This is a genomic window from Ruegeria sp. BF8 (genome assembly GCF_056538625.1).
This window is the reverse complement of sequence record NZ_JBQFTL010000003.1, coordinates 292792-313083: the sequence shown is the minus strand read 5'-3', so window position 1 is coordinate 313083 and position 20292 is coordinate 292792. Positions and strand designations below refer to the sequence as shown.

At 61.6% G+C, this 20292-nt stretch carries 24 protein-coding genes; 12 read left to right on the top strand and 12 right to left on the bottom strand.

The features are described 5' to 3' along the window. The first annotated feature begins 116 nt into the window (after positions 1-116). Genes ACR0LD_RS12120 through ACR0LD_RS12110 form a run of 3 tightly spaced genes read left to right on the top strand, consistent with a single transcriptional unit; the run spans position 117 to position 1082 of the window. Complete coding sequence (locus ACR0LD_RS12120; RefSeq protein ID WP_170439942.1) at positions 117-362, top strand: glycine zipper 2TM domain-containing protein; 246 nt, start codon at positions 117-119, stop codon at positions 360-362. An 11-nt stretch (positions 363-373) separates the two neighbouring features. Then, complete coding sequence (locus ACR0LD_RS12115; RefSeq protein WP_170360535.1) at positions 374-721, top strand: EF-hand domain-containing protein; 348 nt, start codon at positions 374-376, stop codon at positions 719-721. A 49-nt stretch (positions 722-770) separates the two neighbouring features. After that, positions 771-1082: a hypothetical protein gene (locus ACR0LD_RS12110; RefSeq protein ID WP_170360533.1), complete on the top strand. Its 312-nt coding sequence runs from the start codon at positions 771-773 to the stop codon at positions 1080-1082. Here ACR0LD_RS12110 and ACR0LD_RS12105 read toward each other — a convergent pair. Genes ACR0LD_RS12105 through ACR0LD_RS12090 form a run of 4 tightly spaced genes read right to left on the bottom strand, consistent with a single transcriptional unit; the run spans position 1079 to position 3823 of the window. Further along, on the bottom strand, positions 1079-1372 hold the full coding sequence (locus tag ACR0LD_RS12105; protein WP_170341049.1) for a 4a-hydroxytetrahydrobiopterin dehydratase: 294 nt from the start codon (positions 1370-1372) through the stop codon (positions 1079-1081). The genes ACR0LD_RS12110 and ACR0LD_RS12105 overlap by 4 nt on opposite strands. Then, on the bottom strand, positions 1369-2556 hold the full coding sequence (locus tag ACR0LD_RS12100; protein ID WP_480637139.1) for a GNAT family N-acetyltransferase: 1188 nt from the start codon (positions 2554-2556) through the stop codon (positions 1369-1371). Before ACR0LD_RS12100 ends, ACR0LD_RS12105 begins: the two co-directional genes overlap by 4 nt. 47 nt (positions 2557-2603) lie before the next feature. Continuing rightward, positions 2604-3371 (bottom strand): glycerophosphodiester phosphodiesterase family protein, encoded by a 768-nt coding sequence (locus ACR0LD_RS12095; RefSeq protein ID WP_170341045.1) that lies wholly within the window; start codon positions 3369-3371, stop codon positions 2604-2606. Then, complete coding sequence (locus ACR0LD_RS12090) at positions 3368-3823, bottom strand: RidA family protein (RefSeq protein WP_005980179.1); 456 nt, start codon at positions 3821-3823, stop codon at positions 3368-3370. The genes ACR0LD_RS12095 and ACR0LD_RS12090 overlap by 4 nt, the downstream gene beginning before the upstream one ends. A gap of 296 nt (positions 3824-4119) precedes the next feature. Here ACR0LD_RS12090 and ACR0LD_RS12085 point away from each other — a divergent pair, with 296 nt between their 5' ends. Together ACR0LD_RS12085 and ACR0LD_RS12080 are read left to right on the top strand one after the other, a co-directional pair. Then, positions 4120-4947, top strand: coding sequence for an MlaA family lipoprotein (locus tag ACR0LD_RS12085; protein ID WP_170341043.1), 828 nt, complete (start codon positions 4120-4122; stop codon positions 4945-4947). Beyond that, on the top strand, positions 4937-5545 hold the full coding sequence (locus ACR0LD_RS12080) for an MlaC/ttg2D family ABC transporter substrate-binding protein (protein ID WP_480637136.1): 609 nt from the start codon (positions 4937-4939) through the stop codon (positions 5543-5545). Before ACR0LD_RS12085 ends, ACR0LD_RS12080 begins: the two co-directional genes overlap by 11 nt. A gap of 61 nt (positions 5546-5606) precedes the next feature. Here the strand turns inward: ACR0LD_RS12080 and ACR0LD_RS12075 are convergent, their stop codons facing one another. From ACR0LD_RS12075 to ACR0LD_RS12060, 4 genes are read right to left on the bottom strand one after another with little or no spacing between them, the layout of a single operon-like run. Next, positions 5607-6704: an ABC transporter ATP-binding protein gene (locus ACR0LD_RS12075; protein ID WP_170341040.1), complete on the bottom strand. Its 1098-nt coding sequence runs from the start codon at positions 6702-6704 to the stop codon at positions 5607-5609. 3 nt (positions 6705-6707) lie between these two features. Next, positions 6708-7607: a carbohydrate ABC transporter permease gene (locus ACR0LD_RS12070; protein ID WP_093964103.1), complete on the bottom strand. Its 900-nt coding sequence runs from the start codon at positions 7605-7607 to the stop codon at positions 6708-6710. Further along, a complete protein-coding gene (locus tag ACR0LD_RS12065) occupies positions 7600-8472 on the bottom strand; it encodes a carbohydrate ABC transporter permease (protein WP_170360524.1) in 873 nt (290 codons plus the stop codon). The genes ACR0LD_RS12070 and ACR0LD_RS12065 overlap by 8 nt, the downstream gene beginning before the upstream one ends. A 57-nt stretch (positions 8473-8529) precedes the next feature. Continuing rightward, a complete protein-coding gene (locus ACR0LD_RS12060) occupies positions 8530-9774 on the bottom strand; it encodes an ABC transporter substrate-binding protein (RefSeq protein WP_170360522.1) in 1245 nt (414 codons plus the stop codon). A 218-nt stretch (positions 9775-9992) separates the two neighbouring features. On the opposite strand from ACR0LD_RS12060, the gene ACR0LD_RS12055 reads away from it, so the two are divergent. After that, complete coding sequence (locus ACR0LD_RS12055; protein WP_170341928.1) at positions 9993-10730, top strand: response regulator transcription factor; 738 nt, start codon at positions 9993-9995, stop codon at positions 10728-10730. Further along, positions 10727-12166: a sensor histidine kinase gene (locus ACR0LD_RS12050; RefSeq protein WP_480637133.1), complete on the top strand. Its 1440-nt coding sequence runs from the start codon at positions 10727-10729 to the stop codon at positions 12164-12166. The genes ACR0LD_RS12055 and ACR0LD_RS12050 overlap by 4 nt, the downstream gene beginning before the upstream one ends. 17 nt (positions 12167-12183) lie before the next feature. Here ACR0LD_RS12050 and fliP read toward each other — a convergent pair whose 3' ends face one another. From fliP to fliF, 4 genes are read right to left on the bottom strand one after another with little or no spacing between them, the layout of a single operon-like run. Then, positions 12184-12912: a flagellar type III secretion system pore protein FliP gene (gene fliP / locus ACR0LD_RS12045; RefSeq protein WP_437342547.1), complete on the bottom strand. Its 729-nt coding sequence runs from the start codon at positions 12910-12912 to the stop codon at positions 12184-12186. Next, positions 12912-13199: a FliM/FliN family flagellar motor switch protein gene (locus ACR0LD_RS12040; RefSeq protein WP_480637131.1), complete on the bottom strand. Its 288-nt coding sequence runs from the start codon at positions 13197-13199 to the stop codon at positions 12912-12914. Before ACR0LD_RS12040 ends, fliP begins: the two co-directional genes overlap by 1 nt. Next, positions 13192-13788 (bottom strand): FliH/SctL family protein, encoded by a 597-nt coding sequence (locus tag ACR0LD_RS12035; protein ID WP_480637129.1) that lies wholly within the window; start codon positions 13786-13788, stop codon positions 13192-13194. The genes ACR0LD_RS12040 and ACR0LD_RS12035 overlap by 8 nt, the downstream gene beginning before the upstream one ends. Next, positions 13788-15383, bottom strand: coding sequence for a flagellar basal-body MS-ring/collar protein FliF (gene fliF, locus ACR0LD_RS12030; protein ID WP_480637128.1), 1596 nt, complete (start codon positions 15381-15383; stop codon positions 13788-13790). The genes ACR0LD_RS12035 and fliF overlap by 1 nt, the downstream gene beginning before the upstream one ends. Before the next feature lie 119 nt (positions 15384-15502). Between fliF and ACR0LD_RS12025 the strand changes: the two genes are divergently transcribed. The 5 genes from ACR0LD_RS12025 to ACR0LD_RS12005 are packed head-to-tail and all read left to right on the top strand — an operon-like array spanning position 15503 to position 20202. Next, on the top strand, positions 15503-16000 hold the full coding sequence (locus tag ACR0LD_RS12025; RefSeq protein WP_170364659.1) for a flagellar basal body-associated FliL family protein: 498 nt from the start codon (positions 15503-15505) through the stop codon (positions 15998-16000). Positions 16001-16009: 9 nt separating this feature from the next. Next, positions 16010-16564, top strand: a complete 555-nt coding sequence (locus ACR0LD_RS12020) for a hypothetical protein (protein WP_170364656.1) — start codon at positions 16010-16012, stop codon at positions 16562-16564. Continuing rightward, positions 16564-17145 (top strand): MotE family protein, encoded by a 582-nt coding sequence (locus ACR0LD_RS12015; protein WP_170364654.1) that lies wholly within the window; start codon positions 16564-16566, stop codon positions 17143-17145. Before ACR0LD_RS12020 ends, ACR0LD_RS12015 begins: the two co-directional genes overlap by 1 nt. Before the next feature lie 46 nt (positions 17146-17191). Beyond that, complete coding sequence (motA, locus tag ACR0LD_RS12010) at positions 17192-18061, top strand: flagellar motor stator protein MotA (RefSeq protein WP_170364651.1); 870 nt, start codon at positions 17192-17194, stop codon at positions 18059-18061. Beyond that, complete coding sequence (locus tag ACR0LD_RS12005) at positions 18058-20202, top strand: hypothetical protein (RefSeq protein WP_480637126.1); 2145 nt, start codon at positions 18058-18060, stop codon at positions 20200-20202. Before motA ends, ACR0LD_RS12005 begins: the two co-directional genes overlap by 4 nt. Positions 20203-20292 lie beyond the last annotated feature (90 nt).

Sequence of the window (20292 nt, the reverse complement as noted above, 5' to 3'; positions counted from 1 at the left end):
ACGGCCCCGGTGCGCACCGGGGCCATGCCACAGATCACGTTGGATGAAGGCCAATTAACTTGGCCCGCACCCGCGGATTGTGCCAGTGTTCCTGCATGGGAACCGGGAGCTCATTCATGAAAAGAATTCTAGCAGTCATTACTTTGGGTGGCGCGGGGCTGTTGACCGCGTGCGGGCCTGCGCCAACACCGCAGCAACAGGCTGCGCGCCAGCACGAAATCGCCTGTCTTGGCGGCACCCTGGGCGGCGCGTTGATCGGCGGCGCCATCGGCAACCAGTTCGGCGGTGGGTCGGGCAAGGATATTCTGACCGCAGCCGGCGCCGTGGCCGGCGGGGTCGAAGGCCAGAGATTCGCATGCTGAGGAGCGCCAGGATGAAACACTCGGTTCTATTGATGACGGCCCTGATGATGGCAGCACCTGCCGCCGCAGACAGCGTGGCCGAACTGAATGAGCGCGAATTGAACGCGATCGACGCCAACAACGACGGTTTCCTGTCGCGCGACGAATTCGATGCCTTTTCGGATTACGCCTATCAGGAAATGGACGATGACAAGAATGGCACGCTCGGTCTGGACGAGGCCAAGCCGTTCATGGATATCAAGATGTTCCAGAAGATTGACCGCAATCGCGACAACTCTATCTCTCGGTCAGAGTATGACTCGCAGATGAATGACGATTTCCTGTCTGCGGACAAAGACCGGAACGGTCAGTTGGATTGAGGCCCGGCGCCCCGGCACGGCTGACCCTGTGACCAATAGGAGCGCAGGCATGAGAGTATTTTATTGGCTTGGCGCGGTCGTTCTGCTGGCAGCGTGCGACGTCCCGCAGGCGCCGGTCGTGACCGGGCCGGACGGGCAAGCGCACATTCAGATCAATACGGCAGGTCTGACCTGCTATCAGACGCGCTGTCTGGACATCAATCCGGCGGCGCGTAGCGTACGGATGATGGGCAATCGCACCGCCGGAATCCCGCGCGACATCGACGTGAGCGACGGTACCGTGACCCCAGCCGAGTTCCGCCGTCTGGGCGAGGTAGCGATGTTGGCTGGGGGCATGGGGTCGCGGGGCGACCGCGGCTAAAGCAGGCTGTCCATCTTGCGCGCAAGCTTGGCGTCCTGAGACGACAGGCCGCCTACGTCATGGGTGGTCAGCACCACCTCGACCGTGCGGTAGACGTTGGACCATTCGGGATGATGGTTCCATTTTTCCGCGAAGATCGACACTTTGGTCATCCAGCCGAAGGCATCGACGAAATCGTCGAAGATGAAGGTCTTGGTGATCGCGTCACGATCCTTGACCATGGTCCAGCCGTTCTTGAACAGCGGATCCAGCAGCGGGCCACGGGTCTCGGTCGACAGAAGTTCGCTCATTGCTGTTCCTCCGGGTTGGCTTTTCTGAACGGGCCGTAATCCGTCAGAATTTCGATCTCTTCCCCCACCGCGCGGGCCTCGGCCTCGAGATACCGCGCGACGGCGTCCGCAAAGCCGGGATCGGCGATCCAGTGCAGGCTGTGCGTGCGCGTGGGCAGATAACCCCGCGCCAGCTTGTGTTCTCCCTGCGCGCCGGCTTCGACGCGGTCAAGACCATGCGCGATGGCAAAGTCGATCGCCCTATAGTAGCACAGTTCGAAATGCAGGCAGGGGTGATGTTCGTTGCAGCCCCAATAGCGCCCGAACAAGGTCTTGCGCCCGATGAAGTTCAGCGCCCCCGCGATCGGGTATCCGCCCCGCTCGGCCAGCACCAGCGCCACGTCATCGGCCATGGCTTCGTGAACGATGTCAAAGAATTGCCGCGTCAGATAGGGCGAGCCCCACTTGCGCGCGCCGGTGTCCTGATAGAACTCCCAGAACGCGTCCCAGTGATCGGGGCGCAGATCGGCGCCGGTCAGGGTGCGGATCTCGCCGCCAAAGGCATTGGCCTGCGCCCGTTCCTTGCGGATGTTCTTTCGCTTGCGCGAGGACAGCGCGGTCAGAAAGGCTTCAAAATCGGCATAGTCGTCGTTCAGCCAGTGAAACTGCTGCGAGTCGCGCGCCAGCAGGCCCATCTGCTGCCCGGCCAGCGCCTCGTCCTGGGTGCAGAAGGTGACGTGAAGCGACGACAGGCGATTGTCGGCGGCCAGTTGCACCGCCCCCTGCACCAGCGCCGACATGGCGATCCCGTCATAGCCGGGCCGTGTCAGAAACCGCCGCCCGGTGGCCGGGGTGAAGGGCACCGCGATCTGCAATTTCGGGTAATACCGCCCGCCCGCGTTTTCATAGGCATGGGCCCAGCTGTGATCGAAAATGTACTCGCCCTGGCTATGCGACTTGGCAAACATCGGCGCGGCCCCGATCAACAGGCCGTCCAGATAGGCGGTCAGGTATTGCGGCTGCCAGCCGGTGCCCCGCCCGACCGATCCGCTGTCTTCCAGCGCGCGCAGGAACCGATGCGTGGTGAACGGGTCCAGTGGGCGGGTGCCGTCGGCGGCCTCGGGGCAGGCGCAACTGTCCCATTCGGCCGCCGGGATCTGATCCAGCGTCGACAGAACCCGTATCTCGATCTGTGACTGGTCCATGTGCCCTCCTGCGTCCCCTGAACTATCTGTGACGCCGGCAGCCGGGTTCAACCCGGAATGGCGGCCAGATAATTTTCGAAGGTCACGTTGTCGGCCACCTTGCGCGCCTCGGCCTCCTGTTCGGCCGAGCGCACCGTCCAGCACAGGATCGGCACGCCTTGGGCCTTCAACTCGGCCACGCGGGGGCGGGACAGGTCCTGCACCTCGTGGCTGATGAAGCTGGCGCCAACCCGGTCGAAATCGGGGATGCCGCGCAGGTGGTCGCAGACCTCGGCCGGCAGATGCTCGACTTCGGGCTTGTAGGAACAGGTCGTCAATCCACGCGGAATTTCCGGCGCCAGCCGGGCCAGCTCGGCCACGGAATTGGGGTTGAACGACATCAGCGCGACCGGACCGTCATAGGACTTCAGCAGCGCGACCGCGTCTTGCTCCAGCCGCCCGTCCACAGGCCCCATCGCACCGTGCTGATCCTTGAACTCGATCAGCAACGGCACGCGGCCCGCCACCAGTTGCAGAACTTCCTCAAGCGAGGGGATACCCTCGTCCCCGTGCAGCAGCGGTAGGTCCGCGGCCTCGGCCCGGGTGATCTGCTGGATCGCGCCGGACCGGCCGGTCAGACGCGCCATGTCATAGTCGTGGAACACCATGGCATGGCCGTCCGACGTCAACTGCAGGTCAATCTCGATCCCGTAGCCCGCAGCAATGGCGGCCCGGATGGCCGCCCGGCTGTTTTCTGGGCGGTTCTGGCGAACGTCATGCAGCGCCCGATGCGCGATCGGCGCGGCCATGAACACACGAGGCAGAGACGGTGTCATTGGATCTCGAAAATCCCTTCGATCTCGACCGCGACGCCCAATGGCAGCGACGCGGCACTGACGGCCGAACGCGAATGGCGGCCGGCATCGCCCAGCGCCTCGACCAGGAAGTCGGACGCGCCGTTGATCACCTGCGGCTGGTCGGTGAAATCGGCGGTCGAGTTCACGAAGCCGGTCAGTTTGATCACCCGCACCAGCTTGTCGATGTCCCCGCCGCAGGCCGCCTTGACCTGGGCCAGCAGGTTGATGGCGCAGACCCGTGCCGCCGCCGCACCGGCAGCGACATCCATGTCGGCGCCCAGCTTGCCGGTGATCAACGCATCGTCCTTCGAGATCTGGCCCGACACATAGACGATGTTGCCCACCCGCACGAACGGCACGTAATTGGCTGCCGGTGCGGGGGCGTCCGGCAGGGTCACGCCCAGGGATTCCAGTTTGGCTGCGATGCTCATGTGATTGTCCTCAACTTCATGTGACTCGGGCGGACGCTAACCGGGAACACCGCCCACGGAAAGCCGGAAACCGGCAATTTCGCATTTGCCCGCGATTTGGGCAGGTCTCCACTCATGCGGATGTGTTGAATGCAGGCCACTTTACCCGGGTCCGGCGCGCGGGTTAAACGCTAGGAGTTTCCTTTCGAGTGCGAAACGACTATGTGCCGTTGAATTGGTCCGTTGTGCCAACGAGAAAACGTATTGATTGAGTGTCCGGCTGGATTACATCCGGACGATCGGGAGTAACCAAGACCGTGTCCAACCGGATCCGTTTCAAGCACATCGTCGCAGTGTCGCTGTTCGCGGTTCTGTCGGCCTGCGCGTCGCAGCCCCAGGACGCAGCGGCCCGCGGCGAGGTCTTCGACCCCTACGAAAACGCAAATCGCGGCATTCACAAGTTCAATCTGGGCGTCGACCGGTTCCTGTTCCGCCCGGCCTCGAAAGGCTATGTGAAAATCGTACCCGACCCGATGGTCACCAGCTTCAACAACTTCGCGGAAAACATCTCGTTGCCCGGACAGGCCGTCGACTATCTGCTGCAGGGCAATCTGAAACAGTCGGGCAACGCCCTGCTGCGGTTCGTGATCAACTCGACCGTGGGCGGGTTCGGTCTGTCCAAACCGGCGGATGAGTTGAACCTGCCGCCGGTTGATACCGATTTCGGCGAAACGCTTCATGTCTGGGGCTTCGGCGAAGGGGCTTATGTCGAACTGCCGTTCTACGGCCCCTCGACGACCCGGGATGCGGTCGGCGTTGTGGTCAACCTGTTCTCGAACCCGATCAACTTCTCGCCGACGCGACCGGCCGACAACCTGGGCGTCTATGCCGAGGTGGTACGGCGGATGGGCGATCGGGGCAGATTCTCGGACACGGTCGACTCGATTCTGTACGAAAGCGCAGACAGTTACGCTCAGGCCCGCCTGATCTATTTGCAAAACCGCCGGTTCGAACTGGCAAGGGACGATGAGGATGCCTATCTGGGTCTGTATTCCGATCCCTACGCCGATACCGGCACCGACCCGGTCAGGGACCCATACCTTGACCCTTACGAGGACCCATATGAGGACCCCTATGCTGAATAACGCCATGAACCGCCGCACCTTTACCGCCACCGCCCTGGCCGGGCTGGCCGTGGCTGGCCTTCCGCAGCAGACCCTGGCGTTGACCGAGGCCAGCGCGACACAACTGGTCAACAGCGTCGTTGCCGACATCACGCGCGTGATCGAGTCGGGCAAATCCGAAAGCGCCATGCTGCGCGATTTCGAAAAGATCTTCGTGCAATATGCCGACGTTCCGATCATGGCACGCTATGCGCTGGGCGCCGATGCGCGCAGCGCCAGCAAGGCGCAGATGCGCGAATTCACCAAGGCTTTCCAGGGGTATATCTCGCGCAAATACGGTCGACGCTTCCGCGAATTCATCGGGGGTGAGGTTACCGTCAAGAATGCCCGCAAGATCAAGGCCGGTTACGAGGTTCGCAGCAGCGTCAAGCTGCGCGGCGAAGCGCCGTTCGAGGTGACCTTCCTGGTGTCGGACAAGTCGGGTCGCGACAAGTTCTACAACATGTTCATCGAAGGGGTGAACCTGCTGCTGACAGAGCGGACCGAGATCGGCGCCATGCTGGATGCACGCAAAGGCAACCTGGATCAGCTGATCAATGACCTGAAAAAGACCGGCTGAACCAACCGGTCAGAGTAGTGATGACGCCGCGCAGGATCCCTGCGCGGCGTTTTTTTGTGGCTCAGTTCAGGCGTTCGCCTGTCGCTTTCGCAAAATAGGACACTTTGCTCATGTCAAAGGCCAGGTTCAGCATCTGACCGGCCCTGGCGCTGGTCTCGGCATGCAGGCGGGCTGTGACCTGTTTGCCGCCCAGTTCCGACACGACGTAGGTATCGGCACCGGCCGGTTCCACCATATCGACCAGGCAGGCGGCCTCTTGCACACCGGCACCAGCGCGGAACCCGGATTCAGCGATGTCCTCGGGGCGCAGGCCCAGGATCACCTCTTCGGGCAGGTCCAGATCGCGCGTATCCGTCAGCACGATCGGATCAGCCCCATCCCGCGCAATGGCGACCTGCGTGCCGGTCCCGTTGCGCTGGACCCGCGCCGGGATCAGGTTCATCGCCGGCGAGCCCATGAAATCGGCCACGAACAGGTTGGCGGGGCGGTTGTAGATCTCGGCCGGAGTGCCGATCTGCTGCACCACACCGCCCTTCAGCACCACGATCTTGGTGGCCAGGGTCATCGCTTCGATCTGATCATGGGTCACATAGACGATCGAGGCATCCAGCGTCTGATGCAGCTTCTTGATCTCGGTCCGCATCTCGACCCGCAGCTTGGCGTCCAGGTTTGACAGCGGTTCGTCGAACAGGAACAGCTTGGGGTCACGCACCAGAGCCCGGCCCATTGCCACACGCTGTCGCTGACCACCCGACAATTGGCTGGGGCGGCGGTTCAGCAACGGCTCGATCTGCAGAAGCGAGGCGACCTCTTTCAGCTTGGCGTCCTGAGTTGCCTGATCGACCCCGCGCACCTTCATGCCAAAGGTGATGTTCTTGGCCACCGACATGGTCGGGTACAGGGCGTAGGACTGGAACACCATCGCGATGTCGCGGTCCTTGGGGCTGACATGGGTCATGTCCTTGCCGCCGATCGACAGCGTCCCGCCCGAGATCGGCTCGAGCCCGGCGATGCAGTTCAGCAGGGTCGACTTGCCACAGCCGGAAGGGCCGACCAGCACCAGGAAGTCGCCCGGTTCGATCGAGATGTTGATGTCCTTCAGAATCTCGGTTGCGCCGTAATTCTTGTACAGGTTTTGGATATCGAGGATGGGAGCCATGGGTTATCCCTTCACGGAACCGGCGGTCAGGCCGCGGATGAAATACTTACCGGCAACGACATAGACGAGCAGCGTCGGCAGCCCCGCGATGATCGCGGCGGCCATGTCGACGTTGTACTCTTTGACGCCGGTGGTTGAGTTGACGATGTTGTTGAGCGCCACGGTCACGGGCTGCGTGCCCGCCTGGCTGAACGAAACGCCGAACAGGAAATCGTTCCAGATCTGGGTGAACTGCCAGATCACGGTCACCACGATGATGGGCAGCGACAGCGGCAGGAAGATCGACCAGAAGATCCGAAAGAACCCGGCACCATCCACTCGCGCCGCCTTGGTCAGCTCGGCCGGGATGGTGACGTAGTAGTTGCGGAAGAACAGCGTTGTGAAGCCAAGCCCATAGATCACGTGGACGAAGATCAGGCCCGGAATGGTTCCGGCGATCCCCATCAGGCCCAACAGACGCGCCATCGGCAGCAGGACCACTTGGAACGGGATGAAGCAACCGAACAGCATCAGAGAAAAGATGATGTTGGCCCCTTTGAAACGCCACTGCGCGACGACAAATCCGTTCAACGCCCCCAGAAGGGTCGAGATTGCCACGGCAGGGACCGCAATCAGGACCGAGTTCCAGAAATAGGGCCGCAGGCCTTCGCACTGGATACCGGTGCAGGCGCCTGACCAGGCTGTTTTCCAGGCATCCAGACTGACCTCGCGCGGCAGCGAGATCAGCGATCCCGTACGAATTTCCTCGAGGCTTTTGAGCGATGTGGTCAGCATCACGAAAAGCGGCATCAGGTAGTAGAGCGCAAAAAGACCAAGCAGGACATACAGCAACCAACGCAGGGCAATCTTGCCCGTGGCACTCTGGCTGCGGGTTCGGGTTTGGGGCATCGACAGATCAGTCATTTTTCGCCCTCAGTTCTGAGTAGAGGTAAGGAACCACGATGGCAAAGACGACCAGCATCATGATCATCGCGGACGCCGCCGCCTGGCCGATATCGCCGCGCGAAAACGCCATCGCGTACATGTATGTTGCGGGCAAATCGGTTGCGTAACCCGGACCACCGCCTGTCAGGGCAATGACAAGGTCAAAGCTCTTGATCGCAAGGTGCGCCAACACGATGAAGGCCGACAGGAAGATCGGAGCCATCGACGGAATGATGATTGCAGTATAGATCCGCCAAGTGGGGATGCCATCGACCTGCGCGGCCTTGATGATCTCACCATCCACCGAGCGCAGTCCGGCCAGGAACAGCGCCATGACAAAACCCGAGCTCTGCCAGATCGCGGCGATGACGATCGTGTAGATCGCGTAGTCCGGGTTCACCAGCCAGTCGAACTTGAAATTCGGAAAGCCCCAGCCCTGGACCATGGCCTCGATACCCAGACCCGGGTTCAGGATCCACTTCCACGCGGTGCCGGTCACGATCATCGACAGCGCCATCGGGTAGAGATAGATCGTACGGATCGCGCCTTCGACGCGGATCTTCTGATCCAGCAGAATCGCCAGCAGCAGGCCCAGAACCATCGCGATCACGATGAACAGCGCGCCAAAGACGTAAAGGTTGTTGATCGCCGTGTCCCAGCGGGGCGAGTCAAACAGGCGGTCATATTGGATGAAGCCCTTGATCTCGTATTTCGGCAGCAGTTTCGATCGGGTCAGCGACACCCAGGCGGTCCATCCGATAAATCCGTAGACAAAGATCAATACGGCGATGAACGACGGTGCCAGCACCACCTTGGGAAGGTGGTTTTCCAGCCATTCGGACATTTTTTCCTCCGGGGAAAGATGCTCTGCCCCGCAGTATAGGGGGCAGAGCGTGTTGGATCAGTAGCTGTTTGCCACCGCGTCCGCCAGTTGCTGAACCGCGTCAGCCGAGGACATATCCGAGTTGAAATGTGCGGTCACGACGTCGGTGATCGCACCAGCCTGCGCACCGCGCAGCGCCATTCCATGCGCGTAGGACGGCAGCAGCGAGCCATTGGCGGACGAAGCGCCCATGTCTTCGGCCGAGATCTTGGCGCAGATGTCAAACTTGTCCAGCGCCACATCGGTCCGCGCCGGAATCGAACCCTTGTTCAGGTTGAACACTTCCTGGAACTTGGGGGCCACGATCAGCTTGGCCAGCAGTTCCTGACCGGCGCGCTTGTCGTCGCCGTCCACGTCGAACATGGCAAAGCTGTCGACGTTGTACAGGTAGCCGTCACCGGGGGTCGAGGCGCACAGGAAGTCTTCGCCGGGGACCTTGCCCGCGGCCAGGAATTCACCCTTCGCCCAGTCACCCATGATCTGGAAGGCGGCCTCACCGTTCATGACCATCGCGGTGGCCAGGTTCCAGTCGCGGCCCGAGAAGTTCTCATCAACGAACCCGCGCAGGGTGCGCATCTGGTCAAAAATCTGAACCATCGTGTCCGAGGTCAGAGTCTCGGGGTCCAGATCGACAAAAGCCTTCTTGAAGAACTCGGGTCCACCGATGCCCAGCGCAACTGCTTCGAAGACGGTTGCGTCTTGCCAGGCCTGACCACCGTGGGCCAGCGGGATGATGCCTGCGGCCTGCAGCTTCTCGGCAGCGGCGTTGAACTCGTCCCAGGTGGTCGGCATCTCGATGTCATTGGCGGCCAGGATGTCGGCATTTGCCCAGATCCAGTCGATGCGGTGCACGTTGACCGGTGCAGCACACCAGGTGCCTTCGCACTGCATATGCGCCGCGATCGAGGCGGGCAGGACTTCGGCCCAGCCCTCGGCCTCGGCAACGTTCGAGATGTCCGCCAGAACACCCTCTTCATACCATTCCTGGATCGCCGGGCCTTTCAGCTGAACGGCGGTCGGCGCGTTGCCGGCCAGAACGCGGGCGCGCAGCGCGGTCATCGCCGCGTCTCCGCCGCCGCCTGCAACGGGCATATCCGTCCAGGTGCCGCCATTGGCCGCGAATTCTTCCTGCAGAACGGCGACCGACTTGGCCTCGCCGCCCGATGTCCACCAGTGCAGAACTTCGGCCTGCGGTTCGGCCATCACCGACGTGCCAGCCAGAACGGCCAGCGACGACGCCGTGGCGAGTGCGAAACGTTTCATGTTTGGTATCCTCCCAGATCCTTGTTTGCTGCCGCGGGGCAGCGATGCGGGACATTACCGGTAGCCGCTTGCCGTCTGGCAATGGCAAATTTCCCATGTATCCGGCGCGGGCTGCAAATTTTCCCGCCTTTTGTTACAGCGTGTTACGTTGACCTTGAATCTGTTGCAGTCCGTTACAATTGAGGGCAGCGTCGAGGGGGAAATCGGGGAGGAACAGCGTGAGCATTCCACGTCTGCTGGTTGTGGATGACGATCCGGAAATCCGGTCGATGTTGACCCAGTTCTTTCACCAGAACGGGTTCATTGCCCTGCCAGCAGCCACCGAGCGCGAGGTGCAGGCACACCTGAAATCAGGCCGCATCGACCTGATCCTTCTGGATGTGATGCTGGGTGACGAGAACGGGGTCGAGATCTGCGCCCGGCTGCGCCGCGAACAGGACGTGCCTATCATCTTCGTGTCGGCCCTGTCTGCCGATCATCAGCGCATGGCCGGGTACGAGGTGGGCGCCGACGACTACATCGCCAAGCCGTTCAACCCGCAACTGCTGCTGGCGCGCGTGCGCGCGGTGATGCAGCGCGCGCGGCGCACGCCATCGCTGGCCTATCGCCGGCGGATCCGTACGTTCCGCTTTGGCGGATGGGTCTATGACGGCAAACGCGACGAGGTGCATGCCCCGGATGGGTACCAGGTGTCACTGTCGCAGCGCGAAACCGCGCTGCTCAAGGTGCTGCTGGCCAACCCGCACATTCCGCTGACCCGCGACGAGATCGCCGCCGCGCTGGACGTGACCGGCACCGGTGACAAACCCGAAGCGCAGGGTCGGGCCATCGACGTCCTGGTAGGGCGGCTGCGGTCCAAGATCGAGACCAACCCCAAAGATCCGCAGATGCTGCGCACGGCCCGCGGTGTCGGCTATGTCTTCGCCTGCGAGGTCACCGTGGAACAGGAGGCATGACCCTGCGCCTGCGGGATCTGGGCTGGGCCTGGAGCCTGGGTGCGTTTGCTGCCGGGCTGCTGGCGGCAGGACTGTGGTTTTCATCCGTTCGCAACTGGGACGCCTATCTGACCCGGGCCTATGTTGCCGGGTTCTCGGTCTACGAAGATCTGCGCACAGGTCGCGCCTCGCATCCCGACGTGTTGATCACGCCACTGCCGCCCGAGGCCGCAAGTCTGGCCGATGCGGGTGAATTCGAGCAGTTGCCCGACCTTGCAGGACGCCGGTTTCTGACCAACCTGTCCATTCTGACCGACAGCTCCGCGCCGCTCAGCGGGCGGAACCTGACGCTTGCGGTCTTGTCCGACCGGCTGGTCTATCCGGTATCCGACATCGTGTCAGGCAACGACCAGACCGGGCCGCAGAAGATGGGCAACCTGACACGCCTGCTGGCCACCTATTGCAGCGAACCCATTCTGGTGGCCCGGTTCGGACAGGGCGCTTGGCAGAAGATCGACGGTACGCAGGTCTGGGGGTGCGATGCGGCCCCGACCGACCTGCGCCTGCCTGCGATCTTTCTGGCCGTCGTGGCACTTGCGATCATTCTGACATCAGTCGGCAATGTGACAGACAGCTTTTCGCGGTTCTCCCAGTCGCTGCGTGACCGCCGGCGCAGCGGGGGTCCGGACAGCTACGACATGTCCGGGCCGGCCGAACTGCGCGACATCGTATCGGCGGTCAATACGCATCTGGAGGACGAACGCGCACAGCTGGAAAAGCGTGCCACGGTCCTGTCCGGCGTCAGCCACGACCTTGGGACGCCAGCGGCCCGCGTGCGTCTGCGCGCGGCGCTGATTCCGGACGCCGAATTGCGAGAGAAGCTGGAGTCCGATGTCGACCAGATGACGGGCATGATCGAAAGCGTGTTGACCTACACCCGCTCGGAACTGAGCATCGAGGACCCGCGCCAAATCTCCCTCACCTCACTGGTCGAGTCGCTGGTTGCCGACTATCAGGACATGGATCTGCCTGTGACCCTGAAACAGGTCGCCCCGGTCGAGGTGGAGGGCGCGGCGTCGCTCTTCATGTCGCGGCGCGGGCATGGCTCGCTTCCGGAAACCCGCCGCATCCTTGTCATGGCGCGACCGATCTCATTGAAACGGGCGTTGACGAACCTGATCGACAACGCGCTGAAATACGGGCGCCACGCAACGGTTGAACTGGAAACCGACGCGGAAACCGCCACGATTGTCGTCGAAGACAAGGGAACCAACTTGTCCGTTTCGGATATCGAGGCGCTGATGGCCCCGTTCCGGCGCGGTTCGAACATCGGGTCGTCCGACGGGTTCGGGCTGGGCCTGACAATCGTTGCAACCGTGGCAGAGCAGCATGGCGGCTCGCTGCGCTTTGAAGCGGGTGATCAGGGTATGCGGGCACGGCTGCAGATCCGGCGCTGAGACCGTCCACACGCAGGCTAGGAATAGCTTCGCACCAAGGCACTGGCGATCAGGGACCACCCATCTGCAATCACGAAAAACGCCAGTTTGAACGGCAGCGAAACCGTGGCGGGCGGCACCATCATCATCCCCATCGACATGAGTACCGCAGCCACTACAAGATCGATGATCAGAAACGGTAGAAATATCAGGAATCCGATCTGGAACGCGCGGGCAACCTCGGACAGCATGAACGACGGCATGAGAACCGACAGTGGCGCCTCCGGCGACAGCTCCATCGACGCGGTGTCGGGGCGCAAGGCCGCCATGGCCCGAAACGTGTCACCATCCAGCCGCGCCACCATGAACTCGCGGAACGGCACCATGGCACGTTCCAATGCAGGCTCTACCGCAAGTGTTTCTTCGACCATCGGTCGGATCCCGGTGTCCCAAGCCTGGGTAAAGACCGGCTCCATGATGAAATAGGTAAGAAACAGCGCCAGGCTGACGATCAGCATGTTGGGCGGGGACTGTTGCAACCCGATCCCCTGCCGCAGAATGGCCAGTACCGTGACCAAAAAGGGGAAACAGGTCACCATGATCGCAAGGCCGGGTGCCAGGCTGAGCACCGTGATCAGCAGGATCAACTGAATGGTTCGCGCCGATATGGATCCGCCGTCGCCCAATGACAGCGACAGCTCCTGTGCCGATGCCAGTGCTGGTGTCAGCACAAGGATCGCCAATGCACACCAGGCCGCCCGGCGCATCATCCAAGTCCGTTCTGGAAATCCGAAATCTCGGTCAGACGCACCGCCAATTGACCGGCATTGTCCCCCTCCATTTCCTCGAGCAGACCACGGGCGACCAATTGGTCGCCGACATACAGATCCACCGGATCTTCGACCCGTTTGTCCAAGGTCAGAACGGCGTTCTGACCCATGGTCAACAGGTCGCGTATCAGGGGGCGCGCCCGACCGACGGAAACCGTCACCTCGATGGGAACGGCTTCGAACGGGTTGGGTCTTTCAGGTTTGGATGCAGGTGCGTCACTCATTTGACAAAGCCTCTTTTGCCTCAAAAACATATGCGTCGAAAGCGGCGGCGATCGCGTCCAGCAGCGCGGTGCAATCAACCTCGGACCGGGCGGTGCCGACCTGCAACCGCGCCTGACCTGGCAGCAACTCGGGGTCCGCGACGACCTTGGGGAGGGGCGTGATGTCGACGGGCAACAACGCCTCGACATCCCCTTCAACACCGGGTGGAACCAACAGAAGGATCGGTTGTGCAACCTGCGCCTTGGCCATTTCGCTCAACTGCTCGATCACGCGGGCGGCAAGTCCCCGATCCAACGCCTGGGGAAGGACGGTCTGAACCAGAGCGCTGAACATCGGTTCAAGCGACAAGGTCATCCGGGTCAGAGCTTCCTGGTAGGTGAAGGACATGTCGGAGAAGGCTGCCCGCATATCCTCGGCCAGCGCAGCACGACCTTGGGTTTGGGTCTGCAACGCATCCTCCCACCCCGCACCATATCCGCGTTCGAAAGCGGCAAGCCGCTCTTCCTCCAAAGCTTCTTCGTCCAGCAATCGCAGATCCGCGCCGTCGGCCTGAGCCGTGAAATCCTCGAGCAGGTGGGCGATCGACATCACACCTTATCCTCGTTTTCTTCCAGCCAGCTCCGCAGAATTTCGACCGTCTCTTCCTGTTTGTCCCCGATCATGGCGCGCAGACGGCCGACCGCATCTTCGCTTGCCGTGGACCCAATCGCAGGCACAGAGCCTCCGTTTTCACCCTGGCCGGTGGGAGCGCTGAATTCCTGTCCATCAGCATCTGAGATTTCACCGACAAGATATGGCGCGCCGCCCTCGGCGGAGGCTGCGGCAGGCGGCAAGGCTGGCACTGCGGCCGAACCGGTCAGGATCGGCCGGATCACGAACAGCCCCATGACCAGCGATACGATGGCCAACACTGCCATCTGTATCAGCGACATCGTATCCAGATGGATGCTTTGCCAGACCGAAGCGGTCGCCATTGTTCCTTGCGGTTCGACATTGGGCAGTTCCAGGGATTTCAGCGTGATGACATCCCCGCGATCCGCATTGAAGCCCACGGCCGAGGCGACAAGCTCTTCCAGAGCGTCAAGTTCCGGCTGTGCCATCGGCATAAAAACCTCGGCACCGGTGGCGTCCGTTGTTCGGGTTCCGTTGACCAGCACGGCAACCGTCAAGCGTTTGATGGCCCCCGGCACCCGCAGAACTTCAAGCTCGGTCTCTGAAACCTCATAGTTGATCCGCTCGCGGGTTTGCGTGGCTGAAGAATTCGATTCATCGGTGCCATTGCCGTCCCCGTCCGGCAGGTTGGACGCGACCGTCACATCAGACGATTGATTGCGGGAGGTATCCGACCGTTCCTCGACATCGGTGCTGATTGCGACACGGCCCTTGGGGTCGAACCGCCGCTCTCTTATGGATTCGGTCTCGGTAACCGTGTCGACGCTGACTTCGACCACCGCATTGCCAGGTCCGACGCGCGCCTCGACCAGCCGCAGGACGCGGTCGCGCAGGACCTTGGCCTTGTCATCGGCAGTGTCGGCGGCAACCGCCGTCTCTTGCGGGCCGATCACCGCACCGTTGGAATCGATCACCGCAACATCCTCGGGCGCGAGGCCGGTCACGGCGGAGGCCACCAGAAAACGGATCGCCTTGGCCTGTTCGACCGTGATCTTTGCCCCGGATGGCACCAGATAGACCGAAGCGGTTGGCGAAACGCTGGGCTGGAACGGGCTTGTGGACCCGCTGGCAATGTGAACCCGCGCCTGCCCCACATGAGGGCTGCTGACGATGGTTCGCGCCAGTTCACCCTCCTTGGCGCGCCAATAGGCAGCGTCGAACATCTGCGAGGTCGTACCGAACCCACTCAGCGTATCCAGCAGTTCATAACCCCGGTTGCCATTTGCAGGCAGACCCTCGCTTGCCAGGGTCATGCGCAACTCGTCGCGTTGCGAGCCCGGAACATAGATTGAGCCGCCACGAATTTCGTAGGTGACACCGCGTTGATCCAGGGCGCGGACGATATCCCCCGCCGCCCCGCTTTCCAGCCCCGCATAGAGGAGTGTCATGGACGGAGATGTCACCAACCGCGACATCGCCAGGACACTCAGGAACACGACGACAGCCGCCCCCGCCACGATGATTTGTTTGCGCCTGCCCAAACTTGCCCAGACAGTTCCGATCTGCTGCACGCTCACCTCCGACTCGCCGACATTCTGTGCGGCTCGTGCCCTGTTTGAACGATTGCCCTTAACAATCGGTTAGTCCCTGCGGGGTTATGACGGGTGCCGAACGCAAGAATGAGGACGCCATGACAGACGCGACCGTGGATGAGGCAGAAGGCCCGAAGAAGTCGAGCAAAAACGGACTGATGATTGGCGCGGTTCTGGCGCTGCTAGGTGCTGCGGGCGGGTACTATGTGACCGCGTCCGGGCTTTTGGGCAAAGGCCCAGAGGCCGAGGGAGAAACAGCGGAAAACGCGGACGCCGGAGATGCGATCGATGCGTTGCCGGATGTCGGGTTCGTCGACCTGCCGCCCGTGATCGTGTCCGTGAATTCCGGCGATTCGCGCCATCTGAAATTCCACGCTCAACTTGAGGTGGCCGCCGGTCACGAGGCCGAGGTGGAAAAGATGATTCCCCGCATCATGGACGTGATGAACGGCTATCTCCGGGCCATCAACCTGTCCGACCTCGAAGACTCGCTGGCTCTGGTTCGCATCCGCGGGCACCTGCTGCGGCGCATCGGCATCGTCGTTGGCGAAGGTCGGGTACGTGACGTTCTGGTCACGGAATTCGTATTGAACTAGGAGGCGAAATTGGAACTGATCTCGGACATTTTGCTGGTCGCCGGCGCCTTGGGGGCCGGATTGTACTGTTTTGTTCTGGCCCGACGCCTCAGGCGGTTCACGGACCTGGAGCGGGGCGTCGGTGGTGCGGTTTCCGTGCTGTCCGCACAGGCGGAAGAACTGAAAAAATCCCTGGATGCCGCGCGTGCTGCATCTGACCAGTCCGGGCACAAACTGCAGGATCTGACCGAGCGCGCCGAGTCAGTCGCACAGCGGCTTGAATTGATCATGGCGTCGATGCACGACGTGATCCCCGAGGACAAACCCGCGGCTGAAGAGCCTGCAAATTCCTCGGCCGAAACCAAAAAGCCGTCACCTCTTGAGGTAGAACCGGTCTCGTTGGAAGAAGAGGTCGGGCCAAAGGACCCCGAGCAACCCGCCGAGCCTGCGGCTGTGGAACAAATTCCATCCAGGCCGGAAGCCGAGGTCAAATCCACCAACGACCCCGCAGAGGATCCGGCCCCGATTCCCAAGGGCGTATTGTTCTTCAGGCACAAGGCGCAAGGTAGCGAGGCCCGATCCTGATGCGCAGCCTGCAACCTGCCCAGCGTCGACCACGTGGTGGCGTTCTGACCCTCATTTCAGCCTTGATGATCAGTTCCGCCATCATACGGCTGGGGCTGGAGGCTGGGCCAGCTTTGGCAAGGGGGTCTGACCCCTCGGAAGTCTCGGCACACAGCGCCGGCTCGGACGAAAAGCCGGACATGCAAGCCTTGCTGACCGAATTGCTGCGTCGGGAAGCGGTCGTCAGACAGCGTGAGAGCTCGCTGCGCGACAGGGAGCGTGCCCTGGAGATTGCCAACGAGGCCATTGCGACGCGCCTTTCCGCTTTGCAAGAGGCCGAGGTATCGCTGCGCGAAACATTGGCCGTGGCGGACAAGGCGGCTGAAACCGACCTTACCCGTCTGACCGATGTCTATCAGAACATGAAGCCCAAGGACGCCGCGGCGCTGTTCGAAACGATGGACCCGGTTTTTGCGGCCGGTTTCCTGTCGCGTATGCCGCCTGAGGCTGCTGCGGGTGTGATGGCCGGTCTCAGCCCCGAGGCCGCCTATACCATCAGCGTCGTAATGGCCGGACGCAACGCCAACGCCCCCACTGAGTAGCCGCCATGAGCCCCACCCTCAAAGACCGCTCTGCCGGAGAGACCACATGATCGGAATTCTTGGAATCGTCGTTATTTTCGTAATGGTGTTCGGCGGCTACCTCGCCGCCGGCGGCAAGATGGCCATCATCCTCAAATCTCTGCCGTTCGAGATGATGATGATCGGCGGGGCCGCCATCGGCGCCTTTCTGATCAGCAATGACATGTCGGCGGTCAAACACACGGTCAAGGATCTGGGCAAGGTTTTCAAAGGCCCGAAATGGAAGCCCGAGGACTACCGCGATCTGCTATGCCTTCTGTTCTCGCTGATCCGGCTCGCCCGTTCAAATCCGGTCGAGCTCGAGCAGCACATCGAAGACCCTGAAAACTCGGCCATTTTTACGGCTTTCCCCAAAATACAGGCGGACAAAGAGGCGGTGGACCTGATTTGCGACACCATGCGGTCGGCGGCGATGAACTATGACGATCCCCATCAGGTTGAAGAGGTTCTGGAAAAGCGGATGGATGCCAATTTCCACCACGCCATGCATTCCAGCCACGCCCTGCAAACCGTGGCGGACGGGTTGCCGGCACTGGGAATCGTTGCGGCGGTTCTCGGTGTGATCAAGACCATGGGCTCGATCGACCAACCGCCCGAGGTCTTGGGCAAGTTGATCGGTGGTGCCCTTGTCGGGACTTTCCTGGGCGTCTTTCTGGCCTACGGTCTGGTCGGCCCCTTCGCCGGAAAGCTGAAAGCGGTCGTGGAGGAAGACAATCACTTCTATCAACTGATCCGGGAAGTTCTGGTTGCCAACTTGCACAATCACAACCCCGCAATGTGTATCGAGGTTGGTCGCCAGAACACGCCGACCCACAATCGCCCCGGCTTCACCGAATTGGAAGAAGCCTTGAAAGAGATCAAGCAGGCAGCAGCATGATCCGGGTTTTGCTCCTGACCCTTGGCCTGAGCGCATCGGCAACTGGAGTGCTGGCAAAGGATGTTCCGGTGCGGTCCGGCGAACATGACGGCTTCACGCGGCTTGTTCTCAGCGTTCCTGCGGGCACCAACTGGAGCCTCGCCCACCGGAAAAACGGTGCGCGCCTGGCGGTCGAATTGGACGACGTGGAATTCAAGACCGGATCGGTCTTTGCACGATTGTCCGCAGGCCGGCTTGAGGCGATATCGCAGGCCGATCCCGGCGCACCGCTTGAGCTGGACTTCGGCTGTGACTGCGCCGCGACCGCTTTTTTGTACAAGGATACGATGATCGTTGTGGACATAGCGGCGCAAAAAGCCTTGCCTCCGCCAAGTCTGGACATTCCATCGATCATGATCCCGGAGCAGACTTCCAAACGTCGTCCACAGGCCGAAGCCCCATCAATTGAATTGGTTGCCCCCCTTCTGCAACTGGATCGCGATGGCCTGCAGCAGCGCCTTTCGACCCGTCTGTTGCAAGGCGCGGATCGCGAGCTTGTCGACCTGAACGTCACACCTCCGGGTCCGCGTGCTTCGGTGCCGGAAGCGCTTCCAGACATCGCGCGGGATCTGCCTGCCCATATCCAGGTAAGCTCGATCCTTGACGAGTTGGGCAAACTGGGAGAGCCACCTCTGCAACCTCTGGAGTCGCTGCCAGCGTGTATTTCGGATGCCGAATTGGGGTTCGACACCTGGTCTGACGGTCGACCCTTTGCGCATCAGGTGGCTGAGCTGCGTGCAGGGCTGTTCCTGGAGTTCGACAGGGTCGACAGATCCATCGCGCTCAAGCTCGCAAAGCTGTTGGCACACTGGGGTTTCGGTTCAGAGGCCATTCAGGTTCTGCAGTTGATGGAAGATGCATCGCCGGAACAGGAATGGGTTCGAGCGGTCGCGCAAATAATTGATGATCAGCCTGTATCAGAGCCTAATCAACTGCTTGGGTCGCAACGCTGCGACGGCGCGGTTGCCATGTGGGCCGCGATGGCGGATGGCCAGTTGCGGGATGATGCGCAGCAGGAACGGATGGAACAGGCGTACCTGAAGCTTCCTGAGCATCTACGCCGGATCCTCGGCCCCCGGCTGACCGAGATATTCGTCAACTCTGGCCGGCTTGAGGCCGCCCGGCGGGTACTGCGTTCGGTAGATCGCGTCCAAACTCTGCAACACCCCGAGACGACACTCGCGCAGGCAACTGTTGCCGCCGCTGAGGGAGATGCCGACACCAGCGACATTTTGTTGAACGACGTCATCGACAACCCAAGCTCGGATTTGGAAGCCCCGCTTGCCCTGGCCCGGCTTGTTGAAAAGAAGTGGGCAGAGGGTGGGGCCGTTTCGCGACGCCAAATCGATCTGATCTCGGGCTACGCGATCGAACTGCGCAATTCTGAATTGGGCCCGGTCATGGCCCGCGGTCACGCCCTGGCGCTTGCCCTGGCCGGCGAGTTTTCTGCGGCCTTCAATATTCTTGATGCCCATCGCAGAGACGAGACCTGGGCCGGCACGCGCAATCGTATCTTGCATCTGGCAGCAGAGCGCGCGGATGACCTGACCTTTCTGCTGTATGCAAGTACCCTGAAACCACATGATTTAGAGTCTATTTCGACCGGGACTTCGCTCTTGCTTGCCAAGCGTTTTGCGGACCTCGGCTTTGCCAAGCAAGCCCGAGACTTGACGGGTGCAGGTTCGGATGGGACACGCAGGCGCGACCGCGCCATCCTTCGGGCGCGGGCCGCGCTGCTGGAAAGCCGACCGGATCTGGCCCTTCGCGAATTGGCCGAGGATCCCTCAGATGACGCTGAAAGGCTGCGGGCACAAGCCCTGACCGATATGGGCAATTACGCGGCCGCCGTTGAGGCTTGGCGGGACATAGGGGATGAGGATTCCGCGGCGCGCCTGTCATGGTGGGCGGGGTTCAACTTGGAAGAAGTTGGGGCGAAGGACACCACGCTGGGGCAGGTCATAGATCTGAGCTCGGCCCTGCGTGCGCCAGTACAGCGAGAACCGGACAAGCCGATTTCTGACGCTGAACAGCTGCTTGAGGCCAGCGCCGACACGCGGCAGAAGATAGTCGAATTGCTGAACGTGACAACTGAATTGGAATAGTCAGGATCCGCGCGACGAACAGCCGACTTGTGCGCCTCGCATTGAGAGCATGCGCTTGTCTGAAAGAGCAAGCACCGCCAGACTGCCCCG

Coding starts and splice junctions, on each gene's coding strand:
- ACR0LD_RS12120 (WP_170439942.1), top strand. CDS start 117: ATGAAAAGAATTCTAGCAGTCATTACTTTGGGTGGCGCGGGGCTGTTG.
- ACR0LD_RS12115 (WP_170360535.1), top strand. CDS start 374: ATGAAACACTCGGTTCTATTGATGACGGCCCTGATGATGGCAGCACCT.
- ACR0LD_RS12110 (WP_170360533.1), top strand. CDS start 771: ATGAGAGTATTTTATTGGCTTGGCGCGGTCGTTCTGCTGGCAGCGTGC.
- ACR0LD_RS12105 (WP_170341049.1), bottom strand. CDS start 1,372: ATGAGCGAACTTCTGTCGACCGAGACCCGTGGCCCGCTGCTGGATCCG.
- ACR0LD_RS12100 (WP_480637139.1), bottom strand. CDS start 2,556: ATGGACCAGTCACAGATCGAGATACGGGTTCTGTCGACGCTGGATCAG.
- ACR0LD_RS12095 (WP_170341045.1), bottom strand. CDS start 3,371: ATGACACCGTCTCTGCCTCGTGTGTTCATGGCCGCGCCGATCGCGCAT.
- ACR0LD_RS12090 (WP_005980179.1), bottom strand. CDS start 3,823: ATGAGCATCGCAGCCAAACTGGAATCCCTGGGCGTGACCCTGCCGGAC.
- ACR0LD_RS12080 (WP_480637136.1), top strand. CDS start 4,937: ATGCTGAATAACGCCATGAACCGCCGCACCTTTACCGCCACCGCCCTG.
- ACR0LD_RS12075 (WP_170341040.1), bottom strand. CDS start 6,704: ATGGCTCCCATCCTCGATATCCAAAACCTGTACAAGAATTACGGCGCA.
- ACR0LD_RS12070 (WP_093964103.1), bottom strand. CDS start 7,607: ATGACTGATCTGTCGATGCCCCAAACCCGAACCCGCAGCCAGAGTGCC.
- ACR0LD_RS12065 (WP_170360524.1), bottom strand. CDS start 8,472: ATGTCCGAATGGCTGGAAAACCACCTTCCCAAGGTGGTGCTGGCACCG.
- ACR0LD_RS12060 (WP_170360522.1), bottom strand. CDS start 9,774: ATGAAACGTTTCGCACTCGCCACGGCGTCGTCGCTGGCCGTTCTGGCT.
- ACR0LD_RS12050 (WP_480637133.1), top strand. CDS start 10,727: ATGACCCTGCGCCTGCGGGATCTGGGCTGGGCCTGGAGCCTGGGTGCG.
- fliP (WP_437342547.1), bottom strand. CDS start 12,912: ATGCGCCGGGCGGCCTGGTGTGCATTGGCGATCCTTGTGCTGACACCA.
- ACR0LD_RS12040 (WP_480637131.1), bottom strand. CDS start 13,199: ATGAGTGACGCACCTGCATCCAAACCTGAAAGACCCAACCCGTTCGAA.
- ACR0LD_RS12035 (WP_480637129.1), bottom strand. CDS start 13,788: ATGTCGATCGCCCACCTGCTCGAGGATTTCACGGCTCAGGCCGACGGC.
- ACR0LD_RS12025 (WP_170364659.1), top strand. CDS start 15,503: ATGACAGACGCGACCGTGGATGAGGCAGAAGGCCCGAAGAAGTCGAGC.
- ACR0LD_RS12015 (WP_170364654.1), top strand. CDS start 16,564: ATGCGCAGCCTGCAACCTGCCCAGCGTCGACCACGTGGTGGCGTTCTG.
- motA (WP_170364651.1), top strand. CDS start 17,192: ATGATCGGAATTCTTGGAATCGTCGTTATTTTCGTAATGGTGTTCGGC.
- ACR0LD_RS12005 (WP_480637126.1), top strand. CDS start 18,058: ATGATCCGGGTTTTGCTCCTGACCCTTGGCCTGAGCGCATCGGCAACT.